This window comes from Pseudomonas sp. GNP012 (assembly GCF_054343835.1).
In genome coordinates this window covers 3,936,974-3,949,722 of sequence record NZ_JBTGUU010000001.1, presented here as the reverse complement: position 1 = coordinate 3,949,722, position 12,749 = coordinate 3,936,974, and the positions used below count along the sequence as shown (strand labels likewise).

Annotated in this window: 12 protein-coding genes and 1 pseudogene; 7 read left to right on the top strand and 6 right to left on the bottom strand. The window is 59.2% G+C overall.

Annotation, left to right across the window (positions count from 1 at the left end; translation table 11 throughout):
* The first annotated feature begins 16 nt into the window (after window positions 1-16).
* Window positions 17-982, top strand: a complete 966-nt coding sequence (locus ACXX83_RS17760; RefSeq protein ID WP_217836099.1) for a type II secretion system F family protein — start codon at window positions 17-19, stop codon at window positions 980-982.
* A gap of 3 nt (window positions 983-985) precedes the next feature.
* Window positions 986-1,213 (top strand): annotated as a pseudogene (locus ACXX83_RS17755) (type II secretion system F family protein); the annotation flags it as partial.
* 303 nt (window positions 1,214-1,516) lie between these two features.
* Here the strand turns inward: ACXX83_RS17755 and ACXX83_RS17750 are convergent.
* The 4 genes from ACXX83_RS17750 to ACXX83_RS17735 form a co-directional block, all read right to left on the bottom strand.
* The gene (locus ACXX83_RS17750) at window positions 1,517-1,792 is read right to left on the bottom strand and encodes a DUF3613 domain-containing protein (protein WP_217836098.1); all 276 of its coding nucleotides are present in this window, start codon (window positions 1,790-1,792) and stop codon (window positions 1,517-1,519) included.
* An 18-nt stretch (window positions 1,793-1,810) separates the two neighbouring features.
* Window positions 1,811-2,524, bottom strand: coding sequence for a tetratricopeptide repeat protein (locus ACXX83_RS17745; protein ID WP_217836097.1), 714 nt, complete (start codon window positions 2,522-2,524; stop codon window positions 1,811-1,813).
* Window positions 2,525-2,643: 119 nt separating this feature from the next.
* The gene (locus tag ACXX83_RS17740) at window positions 2,644-3,867 is read right to left on the bottom strand and encodes a type II and III secretion system protein family protein (RefSeq protein WP_217836096.1); all 1,224 of its coding nucleotides are present in this window, start codon (window positions 3,865-3,867) and stop codon (window positions 2,644-2,646) included.
* A gap of 657 nt (window positions 3,868-4,524) precedes the next feature.
* Window positions 4,525-5,151, bottom strand: a complete 627-nt coding sequence (locus tag ACXX83_RS17735) for an alanyl-tRNA editing protein (RefSeq protein ID WP_458549200.1) — start codon at window positions 5,149-5,151, stop codon at window positions 4,525-4,527.
* Between the two features lie 89 nt (window positions 5,152-5,240).
* Between ACXX83_RS17735 and ACXX83_RS17730 the strand changes: the two genes are divergently transcribed.
* Window positions 5,241-6,239 carry a LysR family transcriptional regulator gene (locus tag ACXX83_RS17730; RefSeq protein ID WP_458549199.1) on the top strand — a complete coding sequence of 333 codons (999 nt, stop codon included), beginning with the start codon at window positions 5,241-5,243 and terminating at the stop codon, window positions 6,237-6,239.
* An 89-nt stretch (window positions 6,240-6,328) separates the two neighbouring features.
* Here ACXX83_RS17730 and ACXX83_RS17725 read toward each other — a convergent pair whose 3' ends face one another.
* Complete coding sequence (locus ACXX83_RS17725) at window positions 6,329-6,736, bottom strand: PA2817 family protein (protein ID WP_217836094.1); 408 nt, start codon at window positions 6,734-6,736, stop codon at window positions 6,329-6,331.
* A 74-nt stretch (window positions 6,737-6,810) separates the two neighbouring features.
* Window positions 6,811-9,258 carry an acyl-CoA dehydrogenase gene (locus ACXX83_RS17720; RefSeq protein WP_458549198.1) on the bottom strand — a complete coding sequence of 816 codons (2,448 nt, stop codon included), beginning with the start codon at window positions 9,256-9,258 and terminating at the stop codon, window positions 6,811-6,813.
* A gap of 225 nt (window positions 9,259-9,483) precedes the next feature.
* On the opposite strand from ACXX83_RS17720, the gene ACXX83_RS17715 reads away from it, so the two are divergent.
* The 4 genes from ACXX83_RS17715 to ACXX83_RS17700 all read left to right on the top strand — a co-directional run bounded on the left by ACXX83_RS17715 (window position 9,484) and on the right by ACXX83_RS17700 (window position 12,651).
* Window positions 9,484-10,143, top strand: a complete 660-nt coding sequence (locus ACXX83_RS17715; RefSeq protein WP_458549197.1) for a transglutaminase-like domain-containing protein — start codon at window positions 9,484-9,486, stop codon at window positions 10,141-10,143.
* Window positions 10,144-10,186: 43 nt separating this feature from the next.
* Window positions 10,187-10,810: a glutathione S-transferase family protein gene (locus tag ACXX83_RS17710; RefSeq protein ID WP_458549196.1), complete on the top strand. Its 624-nt coding sequence runs from the start codon at window positions 10,187-10,189 to the stop codon at window positions 10,808-10,810.
* Between the two features lie 132 nt (window positions 10,811-10,942).
* Window positions 10,943-11,875 (top strand): ABC transporter ATP-binding protein, encoded by a 933-nt coding sequence (locus ACXX83_RS17705; protein ID WP_015096400.1) that lies wholly within the window; start codon window positions 10,943-10,945, stop codon window positions 11,873-11,875.
* Entirely contained in the window at window positions 11,872-12,651 is a 780-nt protein-coding gene (locus ACXX83_RS17700; protein WP_217836089.1) for an ABC transporter permease, read from the top strand. The genes ACXX83_RS17705 and ACXX83_RS17700 overlap by 4 nt, the downstream gene beginning before the upstream one ends.
* Window positions 12,652-12,749: the final 98 nt, after the last annotated feature.

Here is a 12,749-nt window from a genome sequence, read left to right as displayed (position 1 = left end):
CCGGGAGGTACAGGTCATGGATTTTTTGCTCGGGTTGTTCAGTCGGGTCACGGGAAGCGAAGAGATGGCGCGCCTGTTGTTCCTTGGCGCGATCGGTTTGAGTACGGTGCTTGCGGTTCTCGCCGTGATCTTGCTGATGCTGGGTCTTCAGGACCCGGTGCAGCGTCGTCTGGCGCTGATCAAGCGTGGTCATTTAGGCAACACGACCGGGCAGGAAGCTCCAGGTAATTTGCAACTGTTGCTGGAGCGGGTCGGCCAGCGCTTTGCCTCGACTGAATCGGCTCAGACGTCCGTCACCCAGACGCTGTTGATGCATGCGGGATACCGTTCCTCATCGGCGGTGCAAATATACTGGGCGGTACGCTTGATGTTACCGCTGTTGTTGATCGGTATTGCGTTGCTGCTGTTGCCGATGATTCCCAAGATTTCCCTGATCATGGGGTTGCTGTTGGTGTTCGTGGTGGCCGCTATCGGATGGTTGGTGCCGGCGCTGTATGTCGCCAAGCGCAAGCAGTTGCGACAAGGCCGGCTGCGTGCCGCGTTTCCGGATGCGCTGGACCTGATGGTGGTGTGCGTGGAGTCGGGCCTGGCCCTGCCCACGACCATAGAGCGGGTGGCCGAGGAGATGTCGGTCAGTCAGGTCGAACTGGCTGAAGAGCTGGCCACAGTCAATGCACAAATCCGCGCGGGCATTTCCAGTACCGAGGCGCTCAAGCAACTGGCTGTGCGCACGGGCCTGGATGACGTTCAAGGGCTGGTCAACCTGTTGGCGCAGAGTATTCGCTTTGGTACCAGCGTGGCCGACACCTTGCGCATCTATGCCGATGAGTTCCGTGACCGGCGTACGCAGGCGGCCGAAGAGATGGGGGCGAAAATTGGCACCAAGATGATATTCCCGCTTATTTTCTGCCTGTGGCCGAGCTTCTTCCTGATAGCCATTGGCCCCGCCATGATCGGGGTATTCAAGGCATTCGGTAAGTGAGCAGGATTGGTCAGCCTTTTGGCGCAGAGCATCCGCTTTGGTACCAGCGTGGCCGACACCCTGCGCATTTATGCCGATGAATTCCGTGACCGGCGCACCCAGGCCGCCGAAGAGGAGGGGGCGAAAATTGGCACCAAGATGATATTTCCGCTGACTTTCTGTCTGTGGCCGAGCTTCTTTCTGGTTGCCATCGGCCCAGCCCTGATCGGGGTGTTGAGAGCATTCGGGTGAGGTCAAACGGCTTGAGGCTGTCGAGTGCGACGGCCTTGCCACCCGAGTTTGATCTGTACTTTCCTGCCATAGGTTTACACATCCCCTGTAGGAGCTGCCGAAGGCTGCGATCTTTTGACTTCAAGCGATCGTGAAATCGCAGGAAGATCAAAAGATCGCAGCCTTCGGCAGCTCCTACGGTGTAATCCGTCCAGGGATGGATAATGCGTAGATGTCACTGCTTTCCTGCGCACGACATCAAGCCCGGCTTTGCAGCCAGGCCACTCTGGACTACGCCAGAGGCTGATCACCCATCGATATCCCTCAGTTGTCGCCGCCGATGGTCATTTCTCCCGCTGCATCCTGGTCATAGAATTCCGGAATCGGGTAGTTAAAGCTGTTCAGCCAGCGCTGCATGGCCAGGTCACGTTCGGTGGCCGAAGCGGTTTGCAGGTGAGGGGAGGCAACCACACCGCGAATCTGCAGTTGCAACCACTGCTCGGTGCCTTGTTGATACGGCGAGGAGGGCCCCGGTTCAATGGCCCAGGCAGTGGTGGACAGGCAAGCCGTGCACACGATCAACAGCCGTTTGGTATTCATCTCGACTCCTCGTACGTTCTACTTGTTCGCACTGGTAGAGGCATCGGCTACCTCAGTCTTGCGATTGCCATCGGTAGCGACCACTTTTTTGGCAGAGGCCTTGAGTTTTTCCGCGCGGGATTGAGCCTCTATGACTTGCTTGGGATTCAAGTCGGCGCGGGTCACGAGTTCGGCGGCCGCCTTCCAGTTATCCTGATAGATCAACAACGTCACCATATTGAGTGCCGCCAGTGTGTTCGCCTGCTTGAGCTCCATGGCGGTCATGAACTCAAAGCGTGCTTCAGGGATCCGTCGCTGATTGAGGTAGACGACCCCCAGGTCATTGCGCATTCTGTCGTCGGTGGGGGCCATCTTCACCGCACGTTCAAGGTGAGTGGCTGCGCTGGCGTTGTCATTTCTGGCAGCGGCCAACTGGCCCAGGCCATGTTCCCCTTCAGCCGCCAGACAGGTGCCGAGCAAGCTTTCGTACAACGGCTGCGCGTCGCCGCTACGCCCCATCAGGCGCAGCACCCGAGCCTTGCGCAGGCGAACCTGGACCAGGTTGTCGGGCAATCCTTCCAGATTCGCCAGGCTGGCATATAAACGGCCTTCTTCGGCCATGTTGTCGGCCAGGTTCAGGGACAGTTCTTGCTCCGAACCGGGCTTGGCACAGCTGGCCGGTCGCGAAGACAGGCCATTGCTGGCACAACCTGCGAGCATTAATGTCGCCGTTATTGCAATGACTGCTTTCATCGAAGGTCCTCTGGCGACAACCCGTTGAACGCCAGGCCAATGGCAGTACAGCCGGCCCGGCAAGCGTTCAAAGTCACCGTTAGGAGTGAGTACGAGGTCAGTCCGGTTCAGGCTTCGGTTCATTGCGAGAGCCCGCTGAGACTGTCGAAGTCGCCATTTTCCAGAAAGAACATGCGATAGAAGTTCGGGTCGTAATTGCGCAGCTGCTCGCCAGGCAATGACGGCAGTTGTGCATTGGCAGCCAGTGGCTGGACCAGATGCGGAGTGACGATCATCAGCAGCTCGCGCTCCTCACGGTTGATGGTGTTGTCGCGGAAAAACGCGCCCAGAACCGGGATATCGCCCAGCCCCGGAAACTTGTTCACCTGGGAATCGTTGTGGGAGCTGATCAGGCCGCTGATGACGAAGCTTTCGCCGTCGGCCAGGGAGATGCTGGTATCGGTACGGCGCACGGTCAGGGCCGGGACTATCGTGCCGGCGATGCTCACGGCGTTGGTGAAGTCCAGCTCACTGACTTCCGGCGCCACCTTCAGCGCGATACGGTTCTTCCCGACGATGGTCGGCGTCAGGGTCAGGCGGATACCGAACTCCTTGTACTCGATGAAAATATTGTCGCTGCCTGAACTGGGCACCGGAATCGGTATTTCACCGCCGGCCAGGAAGCTCGCACTCTGCCCGCTGAGCGCTACCAGGCTTGGCCGCGCCAGGGTATAGGCGAAACCGCTTCCCTCCAGCGCGTTGAGCGCCACCAGAGTACTGCCGGTAGCAAACGTGAGGTTGAACTGGTCGTTTCTCACCGGTATCCCCGGCGTGACTATGCCATCGATGGTGGGCAAGGTTCTCGGCGAGCCGAACAGCCAGTTGCCCCGGACGCCGAAAATCGAGGCGGAGGCTTCCTTGAGTTTGGTTCGGCTGACTTCAACGAAGCGGATATCGGTCTGCACCTGGCTTGGCAGCAGCGGGTCGTCGGAAGGCACCGACGGCACGCTGGTCAGCGCCGACGTGGCCCTGCCCTTGACGAACACCATGCTTTGACGCGGCGTTTTCGAACAGGCAGTCCAGACCATCAGGCTGGTGGTCCCCGGCGCAATGCCCGTGAGTATGAACGCGTTGCTGCCGCTGGGTTGCACGTCGGCAATTTTCGGGTCACCCACCGCCAGCTGCGTTACCGGAACGGGGCTGCGCAGTTCATTCTGCAGCCCCTGACCGACCTCGTACGTTGTCGGCCAATTGTCCAGTTGCGGACAGTTGGCCGGCGCGGCCTGGGCCGCATCCACGCTGAGGCCCATCCAGAACAGGCCATGGATAATTCGCTTGAAAGCGGGCACGGGACGAAGGCTCATCAAGTACATCCTCACTGAATAGGCCAATCTTGGACAGACTGCGCTGTCTCGGATCACTTCATGGGGATCGGGCTATCCCCCCCAATGCGCCAGGCCACTTATCCATGGCCTTGGCGCTATTCCTTGCGTGCTACACACGAGCGGGTGCGATTCGCTGATCTGGCTGGATAGCGAGCGACCTTTGCTGAAACGGTTTTCAATGATCCGGTGACCCGGACTGCCAAGAGCGATACTCGCGACCATGGACGGCGCTGTCCGCTGTCCTGGTTTCCCCTGAAAGTATTCGGCAATGCAGGTACAGAGCCGGAAAACGCCTGTCAGGATCATGGTGAGGTAACTCCTTTTGCCAATCCGCTATCTGATCACTGAAGCTAACGTGGAAATTCGAGCCGTTATGACTTCTTGTTGTTTGACGTTAGTTCAATCAAGCCAAAGTGCCATGAGTTAAAGGAAAACTATTGGTGCAAAGACTGGAGACAGGCGGGCGGGCAGGGGGCGTAGCGCAGTGCGGTTGCCGGATGTTGACGAGGTGTACTGAAGCAAAAAAAGGCCCGCCAGTCTGACTGGGCGGGCCTTTTGCGTTACGGGCAATGCTTGCATCGATAAAATCAGGCGTCTTTCACGGACGCCACGAACACCCCCACGAACACTCAGTGCTCAGTCCACGTGATAGTGGACCGACAGCGTGCCTTTTTTCTGCGAAAGGGAGGCGATGGTGACCGCACCCAAATCCTTCAAGCTGCGTACATGGGTACCGCCACAACCGTAGGCGGGCAGTTCACCGAAGCCGATTTCCCGGGCGCCTTCGCGCAGTGAGGTCAGGCGCGGCAGGTCGTGGTCGATCCACTGCCCGATGCCGTGTTCAACGACCTGGGCCTCGACGTCCTGCGCGCAATTGCCCGGCTTGAATTGCACACGGCCTTCACCGGGCCAGTGATGCGCCTTGATCGGCATCCAGCCCATGGCTTGTACAAAGTGGCCGATCAAATGGCCAGCCGAATGCATGCGCGTGTTGAACCGCCGGCGTTGTTCGTCGACGCGGATTGGCGTCATCCCGGTTTTTACCGGCTGGTCGACAAAATGAATGATCCGCTCGGGATCCTGAACCACGCGCAGCACCTGGCTTTCGCCGATCCAGCCAGTGTCGCAAGGCTGTCCACCGCCCTGGGGGTGGAACAGGGTCGCGCGCAAGACCACGGCAAACTCGTTTTTGTGAGGGGTGCATTCCAGGACTTCCACGTTGGCCTTGAGCTCATCACTATGGAAAAAAAGGCGCAGCGTCATATTCCAGGCTCGTATTGGTAATCAGTTTCTATTATAGAAAGCCTGTAAATACGTGATAATCCGGGCAAACATCAAAGGACTGTTGCGTTGTGAGCATAAATCTTCCACTGCCGCTGCTCGGTGAAATGGCGATTTTCGTCAAGGTTGTCGAGACGGGCAGTTTCTCCGAGGCAGCTCGTCAGTTGGGCTCTTCGCCCTCGGCGGTCAGTCGGAGCATTTCGCGCCTGGAGAAGGCGCTTGCCACCCGGTTGCTGCAACGAACCACGCGCAAGTTGCGACTGAGCGACGGTGGCGAGGAGGTGTTCAAGCGGTGCCAGGAAATGGTCAATGCCGCGCGATCAGTGATGGAAATCAGTGGTCAGTTCACGGATGAACCCGAGGGGCGGGTGCGTATCAGCGTGCCGAAAGCGGTGGGCCGAATCGTGATTCATCCGCACATGCCGGAGTTCTTGCGGCGTTATCCCAAGGTGGATGTGGAACTGTTGCTCGAGGACCGCCAGGTCGATTTGATCGACGATCACGTCGACCTGGCGATTCGCATCACCGATCGGCCGCCTGCGGGGCTGGTGGGGCGGCAGTTGCTGACCATCGATCATATGCTCTGCGCCACTCCACAGTATCTGGCCGAGCACGGGACGCCGACTCATCCCCATGACTTGCTCAATCACAGTTGCATTTACCTGGGCGAAACACCCAGCGACGCACGCTGGAAATTCAAGAAAGGCGGCAAGACGGTAACCGTCGGTGTGCGCGGGCGATATGCCGCCAATCACACCGGCGTGCGTTATGGCGCGGTGTTGCAGCACATCGGCATTGGCAGCCTGCCGTATTTCACGGCACGCCATGCCCTGGAGAAGGGGGTGATGGTGCAAGTGCTGCCGGACTGGACCTTTCTGGCGTCCTATCACGGCGGCGCCTGGTTGCTGCATTCGCCAACCCGATACCTGCCGCCCAAGCTACGGGTGTTGATCGATTACCTGGTGGATTGTCTGGCGAAGGAGCCGACGCTGGGCAAGCCGGGTCGGTCGAATGGTCCGGGCTGGTCGCCATCGGAGTATGAACTGCCGGAGAGTGACGGCTTGTTTTGACGGTAAAAAAAAAGATCGCAGCCTTCGGTGCTCTTACATGGACCGTATATTTTCTGTAGGAGCTGCCGAAGGCTGCGATCTTTTGCAGATCAGTGCTTGCTGTCCTGGCTGGACAACGCCAGCAGCTGCTTTTCCTGGTTCCAGTCGAAAGGTTCGTCGTTCTGTTCGGCTTCGAAGCGACGCTCTTCCAGGGCCTGGTACAGGTCGATTTCATCATCGGGCATGTAATGCAGGCAGTCACCGGCGAAATACCACAGCAGGTCGCGCGGCACCAGGTGTGCGATTTGCGGATAGCGAGTGATGACCTGGCACAGAATGTCCTGGCCCAGGTACTGGCTTTCGATCGGGTCGACAGGCAGTAACGCCAGCAGCTCGTCGAAGCGCTCAAGGAACAAGGCATGGCTTTCGTCGGGAACCTGCTCGGCCTCACCTACGGCGACCAGGATGCTGCGCAGGTGGTCGAGTAAAACGAGATGATCGGCAACGATGTTGGACACGAGATAAGTCCTCAAGAGCAAAACGGGCGCGGGAGTATAAAGCGCCCGCGCCCGTTTTTACATGCTTGAAGGGATCAGCGGACTTTTCCCCCGGCCAGTGCCAATTCCTCTTGGTCAAAGTCATCGACATCGATCACCTTGCGCCGGGCCGCTTCGGCTTCACGCAGGGTTTGCGCTTCCACCGGCTGCAACACACCAGCCTCGAGCGCGGCATCGATCAGCGACTCGCCAGCCAGCGGTTTGACCTGGCCGGTCTTGAGTGCCAAATGCAGTTTTTTCTGCAGCGGCTGAGCGGCACTCAACAGGTTACAGGCGTGTTGCAAGGCGCCGACCGGATCGTCGCTCGCCTGTGGGCGATAGCAACCCAGGAGCAATTCCTCCAGGGCGGGGTCGCCCTTGGCGCGGCCAATCAAGGCAGCGACTTCGGCAGCGAGTTTGTCCGATGGCCCTTTGTGCCGGCGACCGAACGGGAACACGATCACCCGCAACAGGCAGCCCACGACTTTGTTCGGGAAGTTGCTCAGCAGTTCATCCATGGCGCGCTCGGCCTGCCCCAGACTTTCTTCCATGGCCCAGCTCACCAGCGGCGTCATGTACTGCGGTGTGTCGAGATCGTGATAGCGCTTGAGTGCGGCAGAAGCCAGGTAAAGGTTGCTCAGTACGTCACCCAGTCGTGCGGACAGGCGTTCCCGGCGTTTGAGTGCACCGCCCAGCAACATCATGCTGAGGTCGGCGAGCAGGGCGAAAGCAGCGGCCTGACGATTGAGGGCGCGGAAGTAACCCTGGCTGAGTTTGTCACCCTGGGTGTGTTCCAGGTGCCCAAAACCGAGATTCAGCACCAGTGTACTGGCGGCGTTGCCCACGGCAAAACCGATGTGCTTGAGCAGCAGACCATCGAATTCCCTGAGCGCCTGATCCTTGTCTTCACGGCTGGCGAGGGCCATTTCCTTGAGCACGAAAGGATGGCAGCGGATCGCGCCCTGGCCAAAGATCATCAGGTTGCGCGAGAGAATGTTCGCGCCTTCCACCGTGATAAAAATCGGCGCGCCGTTCCATTTGCGGCCCAGGTAATTGTTCGGCCCCATGATGATTGCCTTGCCGCCGTGCACATCCATGGCATCGCTGATGCAGTCGCGGCCGCGCTCGGTCAGGTGGTACTTGAGAATCGCCGACAGCACCGACGGTTTCTCGCCCAGGTCGACCGCATTGGCGGTCAGCATGCGGGCGGCGTCCATCATCCAGGCATTGCCGCCAATGCGGGCCATGGCTTCCTGGATGCCTTCGAACGAAGCAATCGGTACATTGAACTGCTCGCGAACCTGCGCGTATTGGCCCGTCACCAGGCTGGTGAACTTGGCCATGCCGGTGCCCACTGCCGGCAGGGAAATCGAACGCCCCACCGACAGGCAATTCATCAGCATCATCCAGCCCTTGCCGAGCATCTCCTGGCCGCCAATGAGGAACTCCAGCGGGACGAACACGTCCTTGCCCGAGTTCGGGCCATTCATGAACGCGGCGCCCAACGGCAGATGCCGGCGGCCGATCTCGACACCTTCGGTGTCGGTCGGAATCAGCGCCAGGCTGATGCCCAGGTCTTCCTTGTCGCCCAGCAGGTGATCCGGGTCATAGGCCTTGAAGGCCAGGCCGAGGAGGGTAGCCACCGGGCCGAGGGTGATGTAACGCTTCTCCCAGTTCAGGCGCAGGCCGAGAACCTCCTGGCCTTCCCATTCACCTTTGCAGATCACCCCGGAGTCCGGCATGCCGCCCGCGTCGGAGCCGGCCAGCGGACCGGTAAGGGCAAAGCACGGGATATCGTCGCCGCGAGCCAGGCGTGGCAGGTAATGATTGCGTTGTTCGTCGGTGCCGTAGTGCAGCAACAATTCAGCCGGGCCGAGGGAGTTGGGGACCATTACGGTGGAGGCGAGGTCGCCGCTGTGGCTAGCCAGTTTCATCGCCACTTGCGAGTGGGCATAGGCAGAGAAGCCTTTGCCGCCAAACTCCTTGGGGATGATCAGGGCGAAAAAACCGTTGTCCTTGATGAACGCCCAGGCTTCGGGCGGCAGATCCATGGTTTGACCGAGTTGCCATTCATTGACCATGGTGCAGAGTGTTTCGGTCGGCCCGTCGATGAATGCCTGTTCTTCTTCGTTCAATTGCGCTTTGGGATAGGACAGCAGTTTGCTCCAGTCCGGACGGCCACTGAACAGCTCTCCGTCCCACCACACCGTACCGGCGTCGATGGCATCGCGTTCGGTTTGCGACATCGGCGGCAGGGTTTTCTGGAACCAGTTGAACATCGGCGCGCTGAACCATTTGCGACGCAGGTCGGGCAGCAGCAAGGGCGCGGCGACGGCAGCGATCAATACCCAGAAAACCAGCAGCAACCAGCCCGGCGCGCGGCTGAAAGCGCCCATGGCCACGACATAGGCGGCCACGATGACCAGGGCGGGTAGCGGGGCGATGCGGCGGTGGGCCAGATAAGCAATACCGACCAGCAGAACCAGTATCCACAACAGCAGCATATTTATTCCTCCGTGAAACCAGGGCGAACCAGCCCTCAGAGCTTAGACGGCATCCGCAAAACAGGCAGGTGGTGACCCAGGATGATTTTCGTGCGCCAGATGGGCCGCACACGTGGGAAAAACTCTCATTGAACGAGCGGCAAAGCGCCCATGTTTGGCCGAAACGTCGTTATCTCTGTGCTGAAGCTCTCGCTAGACTCGGGGCTTCCCCTGGAGATTATTCTCATGCACGAGTACCTGAGTCCCGGCCGCTTCATCGATAGTGACCATCCGTCCGTGGTGGAGTTCGCCGAAAAACACCGTGGTGCCAGTCGCGATCCACTTGAGCAGGCGATCAATCTCTATTACGCCGTGCGCGAAGCGGTGCGCTACAACCCGTACACCTTCAGTCGCGATCCGCAGACCCTGCGCGGCAGTCATGCATTGGCGACCGGGGAAAGTTACTGCGTGCCCAAGGCCACGTTGCTGGCAGGTTGCGCACGGCATTGCGCGATTCCCGCGCGGATCGGCCTGGCAGATGTGCGCAATCATTTGTCGACGCCTCGGCTGCTTGAATTGCTCAAGAGCGACATGTTCGCCATGCACGGCTACACCGAGTTTTATTTGCAGGGTCGCTGGATCAAGGCGACGCCGGCGTTCAACCGCAAACTCTGCGACCTGTTCAATGTGGCGCCGCTGGAATTCGACGGGATCAACGACAGCGTTTTTCATCCCTTCAACCGCGATGGCGCGAAGTTGATGGAGTACCTCGTCGATCACGGCCAGTTCGCTGACGTCCCCGAAAGGTTCTTTTTCGAACACCTGGAAAAATGCTATCCGCACCTGTTCGGTGAACAGCAGCCACCGCTGTTGGGTGACATGCAGAGTGATTTGAGTCGCCCCTGATCCGGCGTATGCTGCCTGCCCACTTACCAAAAAAGAGGCGGTCATGCTGAAGATCTGGGGTCGGAAAAACTCGTCGAATGTCAGAAAGCCATTGTGGGCCGCCGAAGAACTGGGCCTGACCTATGAGGCTATCGATGCCGGTGGCACCTTTGGTGTCGTCGATACGCCCGAGTACCGCGCGATGAACCCCAACGGTCGGGTGCCGGTGATCGAGGACGATGGTTTCGTGTTGTGGGAGTCCAATGCCATCGTGCGTTACCTGATGGCCCGCCACGCCGCCGACACGGCCTGGTACCCCGCGGATCTGCAAGCCCGTGCCAGCGCCGACAAATGGATGGACTGGACCACCTCAAGCTTTGCCGGCCCGTTCCGTACCGTATTCTGGGGTGTGCTGCGTACCCCGGCAGACCAGCAGGACTGGCCCGCCATCAAGGCGGCGGTCAAGGAATGCGACACACTGCTGGCGATGGCCGACCAGGCGTTGGCGAACAAGCCCTACCTGTCCGGAGACGAGATCGGCATGGGTGATATTCCCCTGGGCAGTTTCATTTATGCCTGGTTCGAGATGCCGATCGAGCGTGCGCCACTACCGCATCTGCAGGCCTGGTACGCGCGGTTGAAACAGCGTCCGGCGTATCAAAAGGCGGTCATGACCGCGTTGACTTAATACTCACTATCGACACGCTTGACTGTACTTGTGAGGCGGCGACAAGCACCATTGTGCCAAGTTGTTGCGGTTGTATTGTTCGCCGCCGCCCATACTTATCCCTTTCTTCCCTTCTTGGTGCGTAAATCAGATATGAGTTCCGCTCTGTCCATCCGGCAGCTAACCAAAACCTACGGCAACGGTTTCCAGGCCCTGAGTGGTATCGATCTGGACGTCGCCGAAGGTGACTTTTTCGCCTTGCTCGGCCCCAACGGCGCCGGCAAATCCACGACCATCGGCATTCTCTCGACCCTGGTGAACAAGACCAGCGGCACGGTGAATATCTTCGGTCACGACCTGGACAAAAATCCTGCACAGCTCAAGCGCTGCATCGGCGTGGTGCCTCAGGAATTCAACTTCAACCAGTTCGAAAAGACTTTCGACATCGTCGTGACCCAGGCCGGCTACTACGGCATCCCGGCGAAAATCGCCAAGGAACGCGCCGAACAGTACCTGACCCAGTTAGGCCTCTGGGACAAGAAGGACGTGCCGTCGCGTTCACTGTCCGGCGGCATGAAGCGTCGCCTGATGATCGCTCGCGCGCTGGTTCATGAACCGCGCCTGCTGATCCTCGACGAACCGACTGCCGGGGTGGACATCGAGCTGCGTCGCTCGATGTGGAGCTTCCTCACTGAGCTGAACGAGAAAGGCATCACCATCATCCTCACCACCCATTATCTGGAAGAGGCTGAGCAGTTGTGCCGCAACATCGGCATCATCGACCACGGCACCATCGTCGAGAACACCAGCATGCGTCAGTTGCTCAGCCAACTGCATGTCGAAACCTTTCTGCTGGACCTCAAGGGCGACCTGCCCGCCGCGCCTCAGTTGCTCGGCTACCCGTCCCGGCTGGTCGACAGCCACACCCTGGAAGTCCAGGTGGAAAAGTCCATGGGCATCACCGCGCTGTTCACCCAGCTGGCGCAGCAGAACATCGAAGTGCTGAGCCTGCGTAACAAAACCAATCGCCTCGAGGAGTTGTTCGTGTCCCTGGTGGAGAAAAATCTGTCGAAGGTGGCGGTATGAGTTCCGAGTTGCGCCCCAACCTCATTGCCCTCAACACCATCGTTTACCGTGAAGTCCGGCGTTTCACCCGGATCTGGCCGCAGACCCTGCTGCCGCCAGCCATCACCATGGTCCTGTACTTCGTGATCTTCGGTAACCTGATCGGTCGGCAAATCGGCGACATGGGTGGCTTCACCTACATGGAGTACATCGTGCCGGGGCTGATCATGATGTCGGTGATCACCAACTCCTACGGCAACGTGGTGTCGAGTTTCTTCGGCAGCAAGTTCCAGCGTTCCATCGAAGAACTGATGGTCTCGCCACTGTCGCCGCACACCATCCTGATCGGCTACACCCTGGGCGGCGTGCTGCGCGGCTTGATGGTGGGGATCATCGTGACCCTGCTGTCGTTGTTCTTCACCCATTTGCAGGTGCATCACCTGGGCGTGACCGTTCTGGTGGTGGTGCTAACGGCGACCATCTTCTCGCTGCTGGGCTTCATCAACGCCGTGTTTGCACGCAACTTCGATGATATTTCGATCATTCCGACTTTCGTGCTGACGCCACTGACCTACCTGGGCGGGGTCTTCTACTCGATCACCTTGCTGCCGCCGTTCTGGCAGACCGTTTCCCTGGCCAACCCGGTGCTGCACATGGTCAACGCATTCCGTTACGGCATCCTCGGGGTGTCGGATATCCGCATCAGTGTGGCCATCGCTTTCATGCTGGTCGCGACCGTAGTGCTGTATCTCGGCTGTGCACGGTTGCTGGTCAGCGGGCGCGGGATGCGTACCTGACCTTCCTTGTAGGAGCTGCCGAAGGCTGCGATCTTTTGATCTTGATTTGGGCCCGTTAAAAGCCAAAAGATCGCAGCCTGCGGCAGCTCCTACAGGGG